We start from the raw sequence: 17,479 nt of genomic DNA, 5'->3' as shown, positions 1-17,479 counted from the left end.
CGCGGTGCGGTATCCATTCGGCAGCCGAGCTGAGCGGGTGGAAACCGGGCTCCGGAATCGGTCAGTGTGTCGTGAAGAGGTTGTGAGTATTCACAGTCGGGAACAAGATATAACTGTCGATCGCGCAATAGTCGGAAGGTTTGCCGACAAGGGGCTGATAAAAGTGGAAAACTCGTCATTTCATATCGTCGATTCGCTTACGAACCGGCCGTCCGGCATGTAACCATGTGGCTGTTCTTGACAGTGAGCAGGTTCGAGGTATCGGGTTGGCCGGGTCGCGGGCGCTGATCGCGCGCATTGTGGCGGTGTTCGCGCTGTTGTTCTGCGCTGTCATCGCGCTGCGCGGGCATATTCCGGGTATGCCCGAGAGCAGTGATTCGGCCGGCAGCGGCCCCTCGGCTCTCACCGTCGCGCTGATGCCGGTGCTGCTCATGGTATCCATCGTGGTGTTGCTGGCCGGGGTCATCGCCAGCCAGCACCGGCTCTCGCCGGCCATGCCGGATCTCGACACCGACGAGACCGAATCGCATTGGCGGCTGGGTCACTTCGGGCTGGTCGTACTGTTCCTGCTCGCCGTCGTCGGCGTGCTCGCGGCGATCGTCTTCGCCGTCTACTTCATCGGATTCCAGCGCGTCGCCGAGCCCGTTCCGGCCGTGCCACCCGGCGTCCCCGCGCCCCAGCATCCCGCCGTACCGCCCGGAACCGAGCAGGACCAGCCGGTCCTCACCGGGACCGGGTTGATCCTGGCCACCGCCGCCGCCGGCACGCTGGTCGCGGTGGCCGTGACCGGTCTGGTCGTGGTCACCGTGAACACTCAGCGGCGAACGCGCGCCCAGGAACCCGAGGAAGCCGTGGCCGCCGGCGGAGAACCACCGGCCACCGATACCGATTCCCTGGTGAAGGCCGCCGAAATGGGGCTGGCCGCGATGAACGCGGCCGGTCAGGACGCGCGGACCGCCATCATCGCCTGCTATCTCGCGATGGAACGCGGCCTGATCTACGCGCGCGGCCTGGCCCCGCTGGCCTCCGACACACCGATGGAGGTGCTGGCGCGCGCGTTCGAACACGGGGCCCTGCACGAAGCCTCGGCCCGGGAACTGGTCGCGTTGTTCGAAGAAGCACGGTTCAGCCCGCATTCGATGATTTCCTGGCAGCGGATACGAGCCGAACAGCTACTGCGGGTGGCGCTTTCCGATCTGCAGGGCGGTTCGCCGGCCGATCCGGACCCCGGCGGCTACCCGCCTGCCGTACCGCCACCGGCCGGATCGCCGAGCGGGGTGAGTTCGAGATGAGCAGACCCTGGATCGTCGTGGCCGCCATCGTCGCGGTCGCCGGACTGGAGGTGGCCGCCTGTCTTCGGGCCCGGGAATTCGTGCTGATCGCCGCCGGAATACCGGTCGCGATCGCACTGTGCTGCTTCGTCTGGGTGCTGCTGCGCCCGGAGAAGAGAGAAAAGGAACTCGCCGACGATATGGAGAACGGGCCCGCCGAAATGCTGCGCCACTGGCATGCCCGGGCCGTAATGCTCGTCGACCGCGCCGACGGCAGCCGCGCCGACTGGGATCGGCATCTGCGGCCGCTGCTGGCCAAGGAGTTCCAACTGTCCGCCGGCCCGCGGGTCAGCAAGAACCGGCGGGCGCTGGAAAGTGCCGGAGTCCATCTGTTCGGCGCCGAACTGTGGCGCTGGGTGGATCCGGCCGATTCGGAGCTGCGTGACCAGAACACGCCGGCACCGGGCCGCGCGGCTCTGGACGAGATCCTGAGCCGCCTTCAGAGAATGTGAAACGGGTCGACCCATTGCGAGAAATGACATGACGATGCCTTTGGACATGACCGTCCAACGCACCGAAGCCGTGCTCCGGGAGGTTTCCCGGGTGGTGGTCGGCAAACGCGATGAGTTACAGCTCATCATGATCGCGATACTGGCCGGCGGCCATGTGCTCATCGAGGATCTGCCGGGCCTGGGCAAAACATTGATAGCCCGGTCGTTCGCGGCCGCTCTCGGCCTGGACTTCACCCGGGTGCAGTTCACCCCCGACCTGCTGCCGGCCGATCTGCTCGGCTCCACCATCTACGACATGTCCACCGGCCGCTTCACTTTCCGCCGGGGCCCGGTGTTCACCCATATGCTGCTCGCCGACGAGGTGAACCGCACCCCACCGAAAACGCAGGCGGCGCTGCTGGAGGCGATGGCGGAGGGCCAGGTCAGCATCGACGGTGAGACCTTCCCGCTGCCGCAGCCGTTCATCGTGCTCGCCACCGACAACCCCATCGAATACGAGGGAACCTATCCGCTGCCGGAAGCCCAGCTGGACCGGTTCGCCATCCAGCTGCGGCTCGGCTACCTGTCCGAGCAGGACGAGACCCAGATGATCCGGCGCCGGCTGGAACGCGGCGCCGTGCAGCCGCGGGTGAACCAGGTGGCCGACGCCAAGGGGCTGCTGGAGATGCGGCACGCGGTGGAGTTCGTCTCGGTGCACCCGGATGTGGTGAGTTACGTGGTGTCCCTGGCGAGCGCGACCCGGGCCCACGCGCAGGTCGAGGTCGGCGCGAGCCCGCGTTCGGAGCTGGACCTGGTGCAGATGGCTCGCGCTCGCGCGCTGTTGAACGGCCGCGATTTCGTGGTTCCCGAAGATGTGAAGGCGCTCGCGATTCCAGCCATGGCGCACCGGATCACCCTGCGGCCGGAGATGTGGGTGCGGCGCATCCGGGGCGAGGACGTGATCAGTGAACTGCTGCGCCGCCTGCCGGTCCCGCGCGCCGCCACGCCATGAAACACCGCGACGCCAGTGCCACGGTGGAGGCCCGCCTGCGCTGGCGGCCCGCCCCGCTGACCTATCTGCTGGCCATCGCCTCGGCCGTCGCGCTGCTCGGCGCGGTGGTCGCGGGGAGTTGGCAGCTGGTCGTATTCGCCGCGCCGATGCTCGGCGTGCTGGCCAGCGCGCCCTGGCAGGTGTCGCGGACCCGGATCCAGGTCGATGGTGGCGGTACGCACCGGTGTTTCGAGAACGAAGAGGTCACCGTCACCATCGCCGCCTTCGTCGACCAGGGGCAGGCGCTGCTGCGCTGTAAACCGGTCGCGGTCGACGGGATGACGGTGACGGTGGCGGAGTCCGCGGACTCCGGGACGGCCCCGGCCGGGCTGCGATTGACGGTGTCGGCGGCGCGCTGGGGTCGCTATCCGATAAAGGTCCGGGTCAAGGCATTGAGCCCGGCCGGAATGGCGCTGGCCACCGCGACCCTGCCCGCCGGGGAGATCTACGTCTACCCGATCACCGACCCACAGCGGATGCGGTTACCGCGCACCGAGCTTCCCGAACGCCTCGGCGTGCATCTCACCCGCCGGCACGGCCCCGGTGTGGAATACGCCGATATCCGCGCCTACGCCCCCGGCGACCAGTTGCGCATCGTGAACTGGCCGGTCAGCGCCCGCCGCGGCCGCCTGTACGTGACCGAACGCCTCACCAACCGTTCCGCCGATGTAGTCGTACTGGTGGACACCTCACAGCAGGCGCCCGGCCCGGCCACCGACGCGCTGGAGCTCTCGGTACGCGGGGCCGCGCAGGTCGTGCAGTCCACGTTGCAGGCCGGGGACCGCACCGCTGTCGTCTGTTTGGGCCGGTCGCCGCGCTGGCTGCGCCCCGATATCGGTCGCCGGCAGTTCTATCGGATCGTCGACACCGTGCTCGATGTCGGTGACGAGTTCATTCCCACGACCGGCACCCTGGCCCCCTACGCGGCGGTCCCGCTGGGCGCGGTCATCGTCGCGTTCACCACCCTGCTGGACACCCAGTTCGCGCTGGCGCTGATCGATCTGCGTAAACGCGGGCATGTGGTGGTCGCGGTGGATGTGCTGCGTGGCAGTCCTTTCGCAAGCGATCTCGACCCGACGTTGGAGAAGATGTGGCAGCTGGAGCGGATGTCGATGTACCGCGATATGAGCACGGTCGGGGTGGATATCGTCCCGTGGGCCGCTGACGCCCGCCTGGACCAGACGATGCGGCTGCTGCCCCAGCACCGCCGGATGATCCGAGTGCGCCGATGACCAAATTCCTCGCGCACCTGTCCGGCACGCTGCTGGTGCTGCTGGTCGCCCTGATCCAGCCGTGGGCGGCGCCCGCCGCGATCGTGCTGGTGGTGGTCGGCTGGTGGTGGCGCTGGGCCGCGATCGGCGCGGTACTGCTGGTGATCGGCATGCTCGCGCTCTCCGATACCGGCCTGGTCGCGGCGGCCGCGGCCGGTCTGGTGGCCACCACGTATCTGCTGAACATCGCGACCGTGACGGCTCCGCGCGGGGTCGTCCCGACCACACTCCCGTCGGTGGTGGGCGCGGTCCTGTGGACGGCGGCGGCAGCGTCGGCGGCGCTGCTCCCGGTCGAATTGGTATGGGCGCCGGTGGTCGCCCCGGTGCTGGTGATCCTGCTCTCGTCGATCCTCACCTACAGCATCACCACGGCGCGCCGGCGGCCGCCGGTGACATCGTCACCGCAGGCAGTGGTGGAAACAGGAGAGAAGCCGGCAACTCGCGCCGAACCGTGAAAGAAGCGTTGACCCGGGGCCTGGGTGGGCAGATCCTGCAACTACTGCACTGTCGCGGGCTGCCGCTTCCGCAGACGCGGCCGGAGGAGTTGCTCGCCGAGTGGGTGGAGGAACTCGGGTCCCCGAGGTTGCGGTTCACGGAGGTTGCGGTTCACGCACCCGCCGGTCACAGAATCGGCGGGTGCACACCGCGATCGAGGACATGGGTACCCGCCCACGGACACGGGCCACCGCCGTGGCGGCTGATCCGGCCACCGCCCGTCGACACGATCTCCCCGCAGCCCCGGCCGGGGCAGCCGACCGAACGGATCGCCCCATCGGGCCGCCCGCGCTCCCGGAGCACGATCCGTAGTTGTCGCGTGGTGATCGTGGGCCCACACCCGCATTCGGGATCGGTGTCCAATACCCGCACACCGATCCACGGGCAGATTCCCGTGACATTGCGGTCGTGATCACCGATCCGCCCGCCGAGCACCGGTGCCCCTTTCAAGCAGTAGAGAGATTCGGGGCACCGCACCCAGCGACGCGGGCACGTGCCACTTATCCACTCCAGCATCGCCGCGGTGACCCATGGGACCGGATGGGCGTCGCAAATCGGCCACGCCACTCGATCAGCGGACATGGCGATGCTGGGCCCGGTACCGGGCGATGACGGAGTCGATCTCGTGTTGCAGGTGCGGCCGGGACCCGGGTCGCTCCGCCCGCAGCCCCGCGGCGACCCGTTCGAGCAGCGCGAGATCGGTGCAGTGGTCGTCGTCCCAGAGCGTTCGGGCGAGTGCGATGGCCTGATTGCTGATCGGTCCTCTCAGCGGTAGCGATGGGACCGGTTCCTGTGCACTGCTCTCCATGAGGTTCCGCCTTCCTGAACTCGGCGCGCTTCCTGCGCTGTCCGGCTTCAGAGAACCGCCGATGAGATGAGCGCAGAAGGTGGCAAGTTGGGAGAAATCAGGGTTGCCATAACGGATGACGGGTCAGAATGGGCTCATGAGTGGGAGGGGAATCCGATGACCGGCCGGAGCGTACCGCCCGACGGTGAGGCGGCCGCGATCGCCGATCGGCTGGCACGGGAGATCAAACAGCACAGGCTCGACGCGGGGATGAGCCAGCGGGTTCTCGCTGGAAAGATCGGCTATTCGCGACAGTACGTTTCTATGGCGGAGTGGGCGGACGGTAATCTGCCGTCGCGGGAACTGGTCGCCGCAATAGATTCCGTGGTCGGTGCCGTCGGATCGTTGAATCGTCTGCGTAGCGTGGCGTCCGACACTCAACGCGCAATCCGCAGCACAACGCGGAGACTAGTGAATTCGCCCTCGTCGCAGGAAGTCACCGGCGCGGGGGATATCCATTCAATACGGTCGGGGGACAGCCAGAACACCAGTGAGCTGTTGGAGGTGCTGGGGAGGATCCAGAGACTGAGCAGATCGGTCGATCCAGAGGTTGTAACCGGATTGGCGGCACACATCCATCAGGTCATCGAATCCTACGAAACGGTAGACGCTGCAAAGCTTGTCGGCGGATTCGTAAACCAGAGAAGGTGGATAGAGGCCTTGTTGGAGGACTGTGGAAACACCGGGCAGCGGCAACAGCTGTTCGAAACAGCCGCGCAGACCTCGGGGCTGCTCGGCTTCATCTATGTGGGTTCGGGCGAGTTCACCTTGGCCCGTGCCTACAGTTCGGAGGCGTTTCAGCTGAGTGGTCTGGCGGAATCGCCGAATACCCAGGCATGGGCGCGCGGCATGCAGAGTTATTGCGAGTACTACGCGGGCCGATATGACGAAGCCTTGGGCTTCGCTCGAGATGGGCTGGGTCTGGCCCGAGGAGGTCCATAGAGCGTTCGTTTGCAGATGAACGGTGTGGCGAGGGCGTTGGGCAAGCTAGGGGATGTCCGGGGTGTGGATCGGGCGGTAGAGGAAGCCTACGAACTGATGGGCGGTGCCGATATGACTACGGAGGCACTCTCCAGCATTTCGATGCAGGGAAACAGTTCAGCGCAAGTAGCCGGTAACGCTGCAACGGCTTACCTTTCCTTGCGGATGCCGGATCGGGTAGAGGACTACGTGAGCAGGGCGTTGCGCGAGATGGACCGGTCCGAGTGTCCCTGGGGGCGGGCGCTGGTGCAGATCGATCTGGCACGTTCGGCAGTACTCCGCCCGGAAGAAGACCTGGAGCGCGCGGTATCACTCGTGATCGACGCACTCGATACTTTCCCTGGTGAGCCGATGGTTCCGGTGCGGACTCGCGCCGCCGAATTCGCCGACGATATCGCCTCGAGGTGGGGTGATTCGCCGCATCTGGAGACTGCACGCGCTGTGATTTCCGAGATGGGAGCAGTCAGTGGCACGAACTGACGAGGCGGCGAAGCCAGATCATGAGAACGATGTGCTCCGGAGCCACTGGGTAAAGCCGTCGGGCCCGGCCGGCTATTACTGGTTTCTGACGTTCGAGCACTCTGTGCCGTTGCATTCTCTGGTTGCAGAGAGCCAGCGCTCGATCGAACTTCCGTATTACGATCTGGTTCCCCTCCAGGCGCTTCATCTCACACTCGAGCGGATAGCCGGCCCAGGCGAAATATCGACCGAAGACCTCCGAGAAACGGAAGCCCTTGCGCAGGAGAACCTTCGCGCAATTCCGCCGTTCGACTTGCACGTTGGTGCCTTGCGACGGGTGCCGAGCGCGATCGTTTTCGATATCGCGCCGATCGCACGCGTCAACGAACTGCGTTCGGGATTGCGGGCGGCCACCGTTCAGGCTTCGGGCCCGCCGGTTCGAACATCGAACATCGAGCCGCACATAACTCTTGCCTATTGCAACTACGACGGGCCCGTCCCGCCGAAAGTCGTCACTGCTGTGGCCGGGCTCGATCGCAGCAAACGGACGGTGAGTACGAGAGTCGTGGATGCCGTCATGGTGCTGCTGCAGCGAGGCCGGACATCGTATTCGTGGGAACCGATCGCGCGAATCCCGCTTGCCGGCGACGTGTAGCAGGATCGTCACTGGCGTGGGTCCTCGGCCTGGACCCGATCGATCCTCGCCCACCAGGCCGGTGCTCCATGTTCGTGGAATCTCGTTTCGATCCGTTCCGGTTCGACCGAGGCGATATTCCATCCGGCCGAAGGGCTGAAGGCGTCGTTGAGGTCCTCCGGGCTCACCGGGTGCGGGCCGAGGTCGGTGCCCTCGTCGCTGAAGCACAACACGTACAGGACCGCGCCGGGTTCGGTCACCGAGGCCAGGCTCGAGACGTACGGGATTCGCTCGTCCCGGTCGAAGGTGTGGAACAGTCCGCAATCGAGGACCGTGTCGAAGGTGCGGTCGAGTCCTGCCGACTCGAGTGCGTCGGCGGTGACGAATTCGGCCTCGATACCACGGTCCGCCGCTTTCGCGCGTGCGGTTTCCAGGGCTGTCACGGCGACGTCGAAACCCAGAACCCGCAGCCCCAGCGCGGCGATGTGCAGGGCGTTCTCTCCGGTGCCGCAGCCCGCGTCGAGCACCGAGCCGGTGAAACCGCCCTCCGCCGCTGTTCGTACGACGGCGGGTTGTGGGCGGCCGGTGTCCCAGGGGGCGGGACCGTCCCGATAAGAGGCGTCCCAGGGGCGGCCGCTGCTGCGCTCGTGGCTGGTGGGCCGTCTGCTGCCCAGCCGATCGTCGGTGCGGTCCTCGGGTTGTTCGGGCAATGCCGCCACCTCCCTGTTCCCGGGTCTGGTAACCACATCGTGGCATGTCGAGCGGGGAATACCGGGAAGTGACGAGTATCTGTCGGACGAGTGCTGTTCAATGCATGCCGTGGACACTTCGGACTTCGCGCGGGTCGTAGCGGAATACGGGTCCGGCTCAGCGCTGCTCGTCGAACCGGGGAGTTCGGCCGCCGCTCATGTGCCCACGCAGTGGGCGGAGATCGCCGGCGCCGGCGATGCTCGCGTCCGCAGTGCGGCTGCGGTGGCGCTGTGGAACCTCGACCTGTTCGAGCTGGTGCCGCGGTTCGGTGCCGTGCTCGCCGAATGCCTCGACGATGTCCGTGTCTGTTTACTCCGTGGCGACTGGGTGCTGCTCTACGCACTTCGCAAGCCGTTCCAACCGCACGAATTCCGGATCGGCTGGGATCCGGCGACCTTCGGGGCCGATGTGCCGCCCTGCTGGGATGCGTTGCCGGAGTCGCTGCGGGTTTTTCTCAGCATGGTGCATGCCGGGTTCACCGATCTGGACGGTCTCTCCTTCGGCCCCACCCGTCCCCGCGATATGCGGACCTATGCCGAGCTCGCCATGGTCGAATCGGTGCGGAACTGGGATAGCGACGAGCGCATTCCGGGCGATCGAGCGATGCTGATAGCCAAGGGCCTGGGTGAAACCAACTATTTCGTCTCCGCCGATCTGCCGGACGGGACCGTCGGCTGGGAATTCGGCGGCGATATGGAGCGGCCCATGGACTTCGGTCGCACCTTCGACGATCTGATGGGTTGCGGTTTCGAGTTGGCGCGCGATCGTCCCCACGAGCCCCCGGCCTCCGAGACACCGCCGACCCCGGAGGAACTCCGGCAACAGGTCGCGGCCCTCTCGACGGTTCGCGCGGCGCGGGCGGTCATCTGGAATCCCGAACTCACCGAGGAGAGTGCCCGGGTGCGCATCGCCGGTCTCGTCGCGGAATTGCTCGAAGCGGTGGACGGCCAGCTGCGTATCAGCCCTCAGGACGGCCTGAACGGCGAGACCGTACTTCCGTTCGACGACGATGCGGGCAATGTCTACCAGGTGGATCGGCTCGAGAGCCGCTACTTCCTCGACCCACCATTCCCGGACCGCGCGCAGGCTTATCTGCCGCTGATCCTGCGGACCTGGGAGCAACTGGGCTGGGGGGTGACCACCTCCACCGGCATCGACGGTATCTCCGCGCAGGTTCGTACGCCGGATTGGTACGAACTCATCCTGTCCCATCGCGACGACGCCAGATTACGACTGGCCGTCGCTTCACCGGGATTCCACCGCCCGCTCTGACGGGGACCCGCAGCACGTCGGTACGCGTTCGCCGCCGCCTCATCTGCTGTGAGCAGATTTCGGACCGGGTACGACATCATGGGGCCCTCGCTATGCGACGGTTGTCAGCACGGACAGCGGTGCGGCCGAGCTCTGCCGACTCGAGGGCGTCGGCGGCGACGAATTCGGCTTCGATACCACGGTCGTTCAATCCGGATCCGTACCGGTCGGTGGGTGCGTCGTCAGTACAGGTCGACTTCGTCCCACAGATTCCGGACCGGGTACGGGTCGTCGACGAGAGTGGGGTGGAGGTCCAGTCGCATGGTGGTTCTGCGGGTGGGTTCGTAACGCGGCCAGTGCGTCAGACCGGTTCGGGCGAATCGGACCCAGGTGTTGTGCATCAGATCGGCCAGCTGCTGTGGTGGGTTCGGGCCGGTGATCCACTGCATTCGCTGGTCGTGCAGCCGGTCGAACACGAACGGGACTTCCAGGAAGTGGCAGGCGCCGAGTTGTCCGCCGAATTGAGTTGAGCGCCAAGCGAATTCGTACAGATAGGTGGGCGCTGATCCGCCGGCCCGGGCGTCGGCGAGCCGTAATCCGGGGATGGTGTAGAACCAGTCCGCCTGCAGGATCGCCAGCAGTGCACCGGGATCGGCGGCAGGATAGGCGGTGCGATAGGCGGGGAGGGCCCGGTCGACGGGCAGCCGGTACAGGTGCATCGCGGTGGTCAGTTCCGCCTCGGTGACCGAGCCGAGATCGCGGAACGGTACCAGCGACAGTCGGCCCTCCTCGCTGTTGTGGCCGAGCAGCAGATCCACCCCGGCACCGGCACCGGCGGTGATGGCGTCGATGGGTTTGGCGGGCAGGGTAGCGCCGTCGAGGGTGGGCCGCCACATGTTGACCCGGCATCCCGGCTCACCGCCCCAACGTTGCGGATCCGGTTGCCGGGCGAGGTCGCTCATCACCGCGGATTGGGCGGCGAGCACCCGCTCGACACCAGCCTCGGCGACCGCTTCGCGAATCGGTGGCACCGCGAGTTTCGCGGCGAGGCGCTGCCCGATCTCGTGGGCGGTGTGGGTGGAGTAGCAGAGATTGCCGGCACCGCTCTCCAGGATCGCGCGCCGGAACAGCCCCTGGGCCGACGGCATCGCCAGCAGGGTGCCGACGGCCATCGCGCCGGCGGATTGACCGAAGACAGTGACGTTTCCGGGATCGCCGCCGAAGGCCGCGATATTGTCGCGCACCCATTCCAGCGCGGCAATCTGATCCAGGAGCGCCACATTGGCCACGCCGTCGTCGAGGAACAGGAAGCCTTCGGCGCCGAGCCGGTAGTTGATCGCGACGAACACCACGCCGTCGCGGGCGAAGGCCCGGCCGTCGTAGAGACCGTTGCTGCCGGTGTCGAAACCGCCGCCGAAGATCCACACCAGCACCGGCAGGCGCGCCGAACCCGGTTCGGGGGTCCAGATATTCAGGTTGAGGTAGTCCGCGCCGGGGATTGCCGGGGCGAAGAAGTCCAATGGCGGCGGCGTCGGTGGTTGCGGTGGTGTGGGCCCGAGGGCCGACGCATCGCGCACCCCGGACCACGGCGGGACCGGTCGCGGTGGCAGATAGCGGTACACGCCCTGCGGTGGGGCGGCGTAAGGAACGCCCTTGAACACATGCACGCCTGCTTCCTGGGCGCCCCGAACCTGCCCGGCCGTGGTGGCGACGATCGATTCGGCGGTCTGTCCGCCACCGCAGGCGCTGGCGGACAGCGCGGCCGCGCTGAGGAGAAATGCCCGGCGGTTCACGACTGTTCGTCCTTTCGGCACACCGGTGGCCTGGGCCCGGTCATCGGGCGAGGCTCGCCCGGAGGAACTCGAGGATGTCCGCGCGTGCGGTCTCGGCCTGTGGCGTTACACCCGGCGTGGTGAGGAAGGCGTGGGTCGCTCCGGGGTATTCGAGCAGCTGAGTGGGTGTTCCGGCTGCCTGTAGCCGTTCGGCGTAGCGGCGGCCGTGGTCGGCTACCGGATCATGGGTCGGGACCACCACGAGCGCGGGCGCCAGTTCGCCGAGTGCGTCGGCATACAGCGGTGACAGCGCCCGTGCGTCGGTGCCCGCGGGAATCGCCAATCGCCGGAACAGCTCCAGTTGCGCGCGGAACTGCGCGGTCGCCACGGTGGGGGTATCGCCGTATTCGGTGATCGAGGGGTAGTCGAACATCGTCTCGGTGACATCGGTGGCGGGATTGACCAGCACCTGCGCGCGCAGCCGCAGGCCGTTGCGCTCGGCGCGGATCGCGGTCAGGGCACTGATCAGCGCGCCGCAGCTTTCGCCGAAGACGGCGGTCCGTCCTGGGTCGACGCCCCAGTGCGCGGCGTGCAACAGTACGTGCTCGAGCACGTCCCAGCCGTCGTCGGCGGCGGCCGGCAGCGGGGTGTCGGCGGTGAGGAGGCGGTGTTCGACCGAGACGATGACCGCGGGCAGGTGCGCGGCGAGGTAGCTGTTGGCCCAATCGCATTGCACGGCAGTGCCTACGAAACTGCCGCCGTGCACATGGATTACGAGCGGCAGCTCGTCCGTGCTGCCACGCTCGGGCTGATACACCCGAACGGGGAGCTCGCGGCCGGGTAGTGATACCTGCTGCCAGGTGATCGCGGCAGCGGGGTCGGGTGTGCCGATCAGCGCTCGCGCCGCCTTCGAGGCGCGGAATCGGTTCTCCGCCGTGCGGTAGGCGGCCAGTTCATCGGCCGTGACCGTCGAATAGTCCGGTTGGTGTGGCCGTTCGATGCTGACGGCTTCGCTCATCGCTACTCCTCGATCCTGAAACCTACATCGTAGGTTTAGGCCGACGGTATATCCTACGGTGTAGGTTTGACAAGGGAGAGGAGTGAGCGTGGCCAAGCGTGCACAGGGCACATCGGCCGGGCTGACCCGCGAGCGCATCGCAGGCGCCGCCGTCGCGCTCGTCGACCGCGACGGTCTGGAACGCTTCGGGGTACGGCGGCTCGCCGACGAGCTCGGGGTCGACCCGATGTCGATCTACAACCACATCAAGGGCAAAGCCGGGCTACTGGACGCGGTCTCCGAGGCCGTGCTCGCCGAGATGTCGGCCGAGGCCGACGAGGCGCCCGATACCTGGGAAGAGATCGCGCGCTGGACGGCACACCGCTATCGGACGATCGCCTACCGGCACCCCCACGTGGTCCCCTTGCTGGCCACACGGCCGCAGATCTCGCCGCCGGCTCTGGCCGCGTTGGAGCGGCTGGTCATCGCGATGCGCGCCGACGGTCTGCCCGACCGGGTCATCTCGGACACGCCGATGATTCTGTTCGGCTTCCTCAACGGATATCTACTCGCGGTCCTGAGCGGCGGAAACGACGCTACCGCAACCGTTCCCGCGATCGACCCCGAGCTCTACCCGGCCTTGGCCGCTCACGCACCCGAGATGGCCGACTTCGGATCCGTGACCGAATTCGACCGGACCTTCGACACCATCCTCGGCGGGATCCGGGAGCGGGCCGCAGGCCTGGGCCGGCCGTGACGACGCTCTGCGCCTGGTTGTAGTGTAGCCGGGCCTCCGCTACCGCGACCCGCCCGGCGCGCGCATCGCGGACAACTGATCGAGTGTTTCGTCGAGTAGCGTGCCGAAATCGAGGTCCGGGTTGTCCGGCACCGCCAGAACCGCCGCGAAAGCCGCCCCGACCACCGCACCGATATCATGTATATTCAATCTGAATATCCTATATATACAGGGGGTGGTCATGTCCAAATTGCTGATCGAAGTAGATGACGAAGCACTGGCGGAAGCGCAACGTCTGCTGGGAACCGGGACCAAGAAGGACACGGTCAATGCGGCATTGATCGAGGTATCGAAACGGCTCAAGCGGGTCCACGCGCTGAACGCGCTCGGCGAGATGGCCGAGCAGGGGGACTTCGACCTCCTGCTGGACAAGGATGCCTACCGCCCGTGATCGGCTACCTGATCGACACCTCGGCTGCGGTCCGGGTACTGCGCGACCCGGCACTGCGCAAGACCTGGCACGAAGCGTTCACTGCCGGAGTAGTCGCAATGTGCGACCCCGTGGAACTGGAGCTTCTCTTCGCGGCCCGATCGCTGGCCGATCGATTGCGGAAGAAGGAGTTGCTCACCGAACTGTTCGGCTGGGTGGTGACCCCGGACAATGTGTGGACGCGAGCGCATCGGGTCCAGCAACTTCTCACCGAACAGGGGAGTCACCGTAGTGCCGGCGTGGCCGACCTGGCGATCGCGGCAACAGCGGAAGCGCACCGGCTCACGATGCTCCACTACGACCGCGACTTCGAGACGGTCGCCGCGGCGACCGGTCAGCCGACTCAGTGGATCGCTCCACCGGGAACGATCAGCTGAACACCTGTGGCGGGTGGTCGATGCGCAGGGTGAACCCGTCGCGCCTACCCGGCTCGGCGCGATCACCGCGCTAGCATCCTGGCCGTCGGTCGACGCTGTTCGCGGTCCGGGGTGACGGCGAGCGGTCACTCACCTCCGGAAAGCAGGTCTATGAAAACGGCGCTCGCGGTGCTCGCCCGATTCGCTGTCGTCGTCGTATCACTGGGCGGCCTTGCGGCGGCCCTCCCGGGTGGCTTTGCCCGAGCCGACCCCGCACCGTTGAATCCAGTTCTGGTCATCGGTGGTTTCGATGCCGACCGCGGCATTCTGGAGAACCTGCGATCGGAATTGGCCGATCGTGGTTATCTCGCCTACTCCATGGTGCTGTCCGCGATGCCCGCTGGTTCCTCGGGGACCGCGGGGATCGCCGAATCGGCGACAGTGGTCGCCGGCAAAGTCGCCGAGATCCGGCGGTCCACCGGTGCCCGGCGGGTCGACCTGGTCGGGCACTCCATGGGTGGGCTGGCGCAGCGGCACTATGTGAAATTTCTCGGCGGAGCCGACTCGGTGGGAACCTATCTCGATTTCGGTACGCCGAATTACGGTGAGCCGCTGGGGTTTCTCTGCGCGCCTGTTTTCCCCGGATGTCGGGATATCGCACCCGCTTCGGAGTTCCTCCAACAGCTGAACACCCCGCCGGCGCTACCGCTCGGGATTCCGGCCTATCACCTGTATTCGGAGAACGAGGGGCCCGAGCGCCTCCATCTACCCGGGGCGGTCAATGCGAGTGTCCAGCAGTACTGCTCCGGTCGCCATGTCACCCACCGTGAAGAGCCTCAGGACGCGGCGTTCCAGAACCTGATCGATTCGGCACTGCGCGGTGGGCCGCTCGCCACCGACTGCCCGCGGCAATTCTTCCTCAGTTCGCGGCCGTAGGAAAGACTGTGCCCGGCGGATCCCCTGGGATCCGTCGGGCACAGCGGCAGTCACCTGCCGACTTCAGTCGGCGTAGGTGAGCACTACATCTCCCAGCACCGGGGCGTCGTCGCGTTCGACGGCGGTGGCGCTGATGATCAGCTGACCAGGTTCCTGCCAGATCCGCGACCGCAGCGTCTCCCCGGGGAACAGCACACCCGCGAACCTCGCCTTGAAACCGGTCACTCGGCCGGCGACCAGGTCCAGCACTGTGTCGGTGGCGGTTTTACAGATGATCCCGTAGGTGCACAGTCCGTGCAGGATCGGCGCCGGAAACCCCGCGCCCTTCGCGAACTCCGGATCGGAATGCAGCGGGTTGCGGTCACCGCAGAGGCGATAGAGCAGAGCCTGCTGCGGCAGGGTCGCGGTGGTGACATCGAAATCTGGATCCCGTTCGGGGAGTTCGGCTCTGCCGCTCGGGCCGCGTTCGCCGCCGAATCCGCCTTCGCCGCGGGCGAAGATGGAGGAGCGTTCGGTCCACAGTGCTTCGCCCTCGGAATCGGTGACGGTGAACTCCTGCACGATCACCGCGTTGGAACCCTTGTCCCACAGTTCGCTGATCCGGCCGGTGCGGGTCGCTTTACCCGAGGCGGGCAGCGGCCGGTGCACCTGCACCTCCTGCGAACCGTGCACCACCTTGGCCAGGTCGATATCGACGCCGGGGAATTTCACCTTCGGCGGGTCGGTATCGCGCAGGGTGTGGGCGACGGTGGCGAAAGTGGGCAGGACCTGCGGTTCCCGGTCGGCGAGGTAGCGCAGTTCGGCGGGGTCGGTCCAGCGGTGGCCCGCACCGATACCCAGGTGGTAGAGCTGGATATCGGAGGCGGTCCAGGAGAATTCCTTGCTCGGGAGCTCGGCCCCCAGCGCGGCTTTCGGATCGATCGGCATACGAGATCTCCTCGGATCGGCTCAGGCCGCGGTTTTCTTGCGGTCGATGATGTCGTGGACCGCGAGGTAGCCGAAGGCGATCGCGGGTCCGATGGTGGCGCCGGGGCCCGCGTAAGTGTGGCCCATCACCGGGGTCGAGACGTTTCCGGACGCGTACAGGCCCTCGATCGGAGTGCCGTCCTCGCGCAGTACGCGCGCGGCGGTATCGGCGACCAGTCCGCCTTTGGTGCCGAGATCGCCCGGGACCATCTTGGCCGCGTAGAACGGGCCCTGGACCAGCGAGGCGAGGCACGGGTTCGGTTTGACGGTCGGATCGCCGTAGTACCGGTCGTACTGACTGTCGCCGCGGCCGTAATCCTCGTCCTTCCCGGTTTCGGCGAAGGTGTTGAACCGCTCCACCGTGGCGGCCAGTTTATCGGCGGGGACACCGATCTTCTCGGCCAGTTCGTCCAGGGTCGCGGCCTTGACGATGAGGTCGTTCTCCATCCAACGTGACGGGAACTTCAGGCCCGGCTGGAGGCTGGCGAACATGTACCGGTTGCGGTAGCGCTGGTCGAAGACGAGCCAGGTGGGGATGTTCTCGCCCGGGCCCTCTCCCTGCCCGTACTCACCGCCGTACATGGTGTGCACGGCCTCGACGTAGGGCGCGGATTCGTTGCCGAACCGCTCGCCCTTCGGGTTGATCATGATCGACCCGGGCAGGTTGCGCTCGGATAGTGCGAACCAGGGCTTACCGCCCTTGAAGATGGTCGGACCCCACCAGGCGTCCTCCATGAAGCCGATAGCGGCGCCCGCGTCCATACCCGCGACGATGCCATCGCCGGTGTTGGTGGCGGCACCGGTTGTCCATTCAGTGGTGATCGGCTCGCGCTGGTACTTGGCGCGCATCTCCGCGTTGTGCTCGAAACCGCCACTGCCCAGGATCACGCCGTGGCGGGCGGTGAAGATGACGGTTTCACCCTTGTGGGTGGCTTCGACACCGGTGATCTTGCCGTCGGTGACGACGAGTTTCGTCATGGGGGTGTCGAGCAGCACGGGCACGTTCGCGTCCATCAGGCCCTTGCGCATACCGGCGATCACCGCCTGGCCCATCACCATCAGATGTTTGTTGGTGAATTTGGCCCAGTAGGTGCGCACGCCGACCCGCAGGGCCCGCAGTGCGCCCTTGGGGTGGCGGCGGATCAGGTTCAGCCGGACGAAATCGGCCTGGGTGACCGCCACGTTCAGCGGGGCCTTCGAGTAGGGCGGGTGAATATTGAACCGCTCCTCGCCGAGGATCTTGGCGTTGAAGGGCTTCGGTTCACAGGATCGGCCGCCCGCCCGGCCGCCGGGAGCCTCGGGGTAGTAGTCCGAGTAGCCCTTGACCCAGGTCATCTTCAGCGGTGAATGGGCGAGGACGAAATCCATGGCCTCCGCGCCGCGGTCGATATAGGTATCGATCCGTTCGGCGGGGACCACGTCCCCGATGATGCTGTGCAGGTACCTGCGCGCTTCCTCGCGGTCGTCGGGGCCGCCCGACTCGCGCAGAGCCTTGTTGCCGGGGATCCACACCCCGCCGCCCGAGCGCGCGGTGGATCCGCCGTAGTACGGCGCCTTCTCCAGGAGCACCACACTCAGCCCGTTGTGCGCGGCGGTGAGGGCGGCGGTCATCCCGGCGGCGCCGCTGCCGACCACCACCACGTCGTATTCCCGATCGTTCATGTAGAACACGTTATAGAATGAGGGCGCTGTTGGTCTATGTTGTGTGGCAGATGACTTGATCTG

Annotated in this window: 21 protein-coding genes; 13 read left to right on the top strand and 8 right to left on the bottom strand. The window is 66.6% G+C overall.

The features are described from left to right. Positions 1-227 precede the first annotated feature (227 nt). The 5 genes from OG405_RS23930 to OG405_RS23910 are packed head-to-tail and all read left to right on the top strand — an operon-like array spanning position 228 to position 4,539. Positions 228-1,292, top strand: coding sequence for a DUF4129 domain-containing protein (locus OG405_RS23930; protein WP_327148690.1), 1,065 nt, complete (start codon positions 228-230; stop codon positions 1,290-1,292). Beyond that, positions 1,289-1,783 carry a hypothetical protein gene (locus OG405_RS23925; RefSeq protein WP_327148689.1) on the top strand — a complete coding sequence of 165 codons (495 nt, stop codon included), beginning with the start codon at positions 1,289-1,291 and terminating at the stop codon, positions 1,781-1,783. Before OG405_RS23930 ends, OG405_RS23925 begins: the two co-directional genes overlap by 4 nt. A gap of 28 nt (positions 1,784-1,811) precedes the next feature. Then, positions 1,812-2,774: an AAA family ATPase gene (locus OG405_RS23920; protein WP_327148688.1), complete on the top strand. Its 963-nt coding sequence runs from the start codon at positions 1,812-1,814 to the stop codon at positions 2,772-2,774. Then, positions 2,771-4,045: a DUF58 domain-containing protein gene (locus OG405_RS23915; RefSeq protein ID WP_327148687.1), complete on the top strand. Its 1,275-nt coding sequence runs from the start codon at positions 2,771-2,773 to the stop codon at positions 4,043-4,045. The genes OG405_RS23920 and OG405_RS23915 overlap by 4 nt, the downstream gene beginning before the upstream one ends. Then, complete coding sequence (locus tag OG405_RS23910) at positions 4,042-4,539, top strand: hypothetical protein (RefSeq protein WP_327148686.1); 498 nt, start codon at positions 4,042-4,044, stop codon at positions 4,537-4,539. The genes OG405_RS23915 and OG405_RS23910 overlap by 4 nt, the downstream gene beginning before the upstream one ends. A 166-nt stretch (positions 4,540-4,705) precedes the next feature. Here the strand turns inward: OG405_RS23910 and OG405_RS23905 are convergent, their stop codons facing one another. Continuing rightward, complete coding sequence (locus OG405_RS23905; protein ID WP_327148685.1) at positions 4,706-5,029, bottom strand: hypothetical protein; 324 nt, start codon at positions 5,027-5,029, stop codon at positions 4,706-4,708. 121 nt (positions 5,030-5,150) lie between these two features. Then, entirely contained in the window at positions 5,151-5,387 is a 237-nt protein-coding gene (locus OG405_RS23900) for a hypothetical protein (protein WP_327148684.1), read from the bottom strand. 156 nt (positions 5,388-5,543) lie between these two features. On the opposite strand from OG405_RS23900, the gene OG405_RS23895 reads away from it, so the two are divergent. The 3 genes from OG405_RS23895 to OG405_RS23885 all read left to right on the top strand — a co-directional run bounded on the left by OG405_RS23895 (position 5,544) and on the right by OG405_RS23885 (position 7,521). Further along, a complete protein-coding gene (locus tag OG405_RS23895; RefSeq protein WP_327148683.1) occupies positions 5,544-6,368 on the top strand; it encodes a helix-turn-helix domain-containing protein in 825 nt (274 codons plus the stop codon). Positions 6,369-6,572: 204 nt separating this feature from the next. Beyond that, positions 6,573-6,887, top strand: coding sequence for a hypothetical protein (locus OG405_RS23890; protein WP_327148682.1), 315 nt, complete (start codon positions 6,573-6,575; stop codon positions 6,885-6,887). Beyond that, the gene (locus OG405_RS23885) at positions 6,874-7,521 is read left to right on the top strand and encodes a 2'-5' RNA ligase family protein (RefSeq protein WP_327148681.1); all 648 of its coding nucleotides are present in this window, start codon (positions 6,874-6,876) and stop codon (positions 7,519-7,521) included. Before OG405_RS23890 ends, OG405_RS23885 begins: the two co-directional genes overlap by 14 nt. Before the next feature lie 8 nt (positions 7,522-7,529). Here the strand turns inward: OG405_RS23885 and OG405_RS23880 are convergent, their stop codons facing one another. Further along, the gene (locus OG405_RS23880) at positions 7,530-8,174 is read right to left on the bottom strand and encodes a class I SAM-dependent methyltransferase (protein WP_327152475.1); all 645 of its coding nucleotides are present in this window, start codon (positions 8,172-8,174) and stop codon (positions 7,530-7,532) included. A gap of 145 nt (positions 8,175-8,319) precedes the next feature. On the opposite strand from OG405_RS23880, the gene OG405_RS23875 reads away from it, so the two are divergent. Further along, positions 8,320-9,522, top strand: coding sequence for a hypothetical protein (locus tag OG405_RS23875; protein ID WP_327148680.1), 1,203 nt, complete (start codon positions 8,320-8,322; stop codon positions 9,520-9,522). Between the two features lie 221 nt (positions 9,523-9,743). Here OG405_RS23875 and OG405_RS23870 read toward each other — a convergent pair whose 3' ends face one another. Together OG405_RS23870 and OG405_RS23865 are read right to left on the bottom strand one after the other, a co-directional pair. Further along, the gene (locus OG405_RS23870) at positions 9,744-11,294 is read right to left on the bottom strand and encodes a carboxylesterase/lipase family protein (protein WP_327148679.1); all 1,551 of its coding nucleotides are present in this window, start codon (positions 11,292-11,294) and stop codon (positions 9,744-9,746) included. Positions 11,295-11,334: 40 nt separating this feature from the next. Continuing rightward, entirely contained in the window at positions 11,335-12,291 is a 957-nt protein-coding gene (locus tag OG405_RS23865; RefSeq protein ID WP_327148678.1) for an alpha/beta hydrolase, read from the bottom strand. 88 nt (positions 12,292-12,379) lie between these two features. Here OG405_RS23865 and OG405_RS23860 point away from each other — a divergent pair, with 88 nt between their 5' ends. Further along, positions 12,380-13,027 (top strand): TetR/AcrR family transcriptional regulator, encoded by a 648-nt coding sequence (locus tag OG405_RS23860; protein WP_327148677.1) that lies wholly within the window; start codon positions 12,380-12,382, stop codon positions 13,025-13,027. A 39-nt stretch (positions 13,028-13,066) separates the two neighbouring features. On the opposite strand, the gene OG405_RS23855 is transcribed toward OG405_RS23860, so the two are convergent. After that, complete coding sequence (locus tag OG405_RS23855; protein WP_327148676.1) at positions 13,067-13,216, bottom strand: hypothetical protein; 150 nt, start codon at positions 13,214-13,216, stop codon at positions 13,067-13,069. A 31-nt stretch (positions 13,217-13,247) separates the two neighbouring features. Here OG405_RS23855 and OG405_RS23850 point away from each other — a divergent pair, with 31 nt between their 5' ends. From OG405_RS23850 to OG405_RS23840, 3 genes are all read left to right on the top strand, one after another. Beyond that, entirely contained in the window at positions 13,248-13,457 is a 210-nt protein-coding gene (locus OG405_RS23850) for a type II toxin-antitoxin system VapB family antitoxin (protein ID WP_327148675.1), read from the top strand. Next, entirely contained in the window at positions 13,454-13,873 is a 420-nt protein-coding gene (locus OG405_RS23845) for a PIN domain nuclease (protein ID WP_327148674.1), read from the top strand. The genes OG405_RS23850 and OG405_RS23845 overlap by 4 nt, the downstream gene beginning before the upstream one ends. A gap of 150 nt (positions 13,874-14,023) precedes the next feature. Then, positions 14,024-14,788: an esterase/lipase family protein gene (locus OG405_RS23840; protein WP_327148673.1), complete on the top strand. Its 765-nt coding sequence runs from the start codon at positions 14,024-14,026 to the stop codon at positions 14,786-14,788. 63 nt (positions 14,789-14,851) lie between these two features. On the opposite strand, the gene OG405_RS23835 is transcribed toward OG405_RS23840, so the two are convergent. Further along, complete coding sequence (locus tag OG405_RS23835; protein ID WP_327148672.1) at positions 14,852-15,715, bottom strand: MaoC/PaaZ C-terminal domain-containing protein; 864 nt, start codon at positions 15,713-15,715, stop codon at positions 14,852-14,854. Positions 15,716-15,736: 21 nt separating this feature from the next. Continuing rightward, entirely contained in the window at positions 15,737-17,425 is a 1,689-nt protein-coding gene (gene kstD / locus OG405_RS23830) for a 3-oxosteroid 1-dehydrogenase (protein WP_327148671.1), read from the bottom strand. Positions 17,426-17,479: the final 54 nt, after the last annotated feature.

Origin of the sequence: Nocardia sp. NBC_01329, from assembly GCF_035956715.1 — a bacterium.
Classification (GTDB): Bacteria; Actinomycetota; Actinomycetes; order Mycobacteriales; family Mycobacteriaceae; genus Nocardia.
The sequence above is the reverse complement of the archived record's forward strand: the minus strand, read 5'-3'. Positions and strand labels throughout refer to the sequence as shown.

What these genes read in the sequence shown, in the direction of transcription:
- OG405_RS23920 (WP_327148688.1), top strand. Translation starts at nt 1,812, where the DNA reads ATGACGATGCCTTTGGACATGACCGTCCAACGCACCGAAGCCGTGCTC.
- OG405_RS23835 (WP_327148672.1), bottom strand. Translation starts at nt 15,715, where the DNA reads ATGCCGATCGATCCGAAAGCCGCGCTGGGGGCCGAGCTCCCGAGCAAG.
- OG405_RS23840 (WP_327148673.1), top strand. Translation starts at nt 14,024, where the DNA reads ATGAAAACGGCGCTCGCGGTGCTCGCCCGATTCGCTGTCGTCGTCGTA.
- OG405_RS23900 (WP_327148684.1), bottom strand. Translation starts at nt 5,387, where the DNA reads ATGGAGAGCAGTGCACAGGAACCGGTCCCATCGCTACCGCTGAGAGGA.
- OG405_RS23865 (WP_327148678.1), bottom strand. Translation starts at nt 12,291, where the DNA reads ATGAGCGAAGCCGTCAGCATCGAACGGCCACACCAACCGGACTATTCG.
- OG405_RS23910 (WP_327148686.1), top strand. Translation starts at nt 4,042, where the DNA reads ATGACCAAATTCCTCGCGCACCTGTCCGGCACGCTGCTGGTGCTGCTG.
- OG405_RS23915 (WP_327148687.1), top strand. Translation starts at nt 2,771, where the DNA reads ATGAAACACCGCGACGCCAGTGCCACGGTGGAGGCCCGCCTGCGCTGG.
- OG405_RS23890 (WP_327148682.1), top strand. Translation starts at nt 6,573, where the DNA reads ATGCCGGATCGGGTAGAGGACTACGTGAGCAGGGCGTTGCGCGAGATG.
- OG405_RS23925 (WP_327148689.1), top strand. Translation starts at nt 1,289, where the DNA reads ATGAGCAGACCCTGGATCGTCGTGGCCGCCATCGTCGCGGTCGCCGGA.
- OG405_RS23850 (WP_327148675.1), top strand. Translation starts at nt 13,248, where the DNA reads ATGTCCAAATTGCTGATCGAAGTAGATGACGAAGCACTGGCGGAAGCG.
- OG405_RS23895 (WP_327148683.1), top strand. Translation starts at nt 5,544, where the DNA reads ATGACCGGCCGGAGCGTACCGCCCGACGGTGAGGCGGCCGCGATCGCC.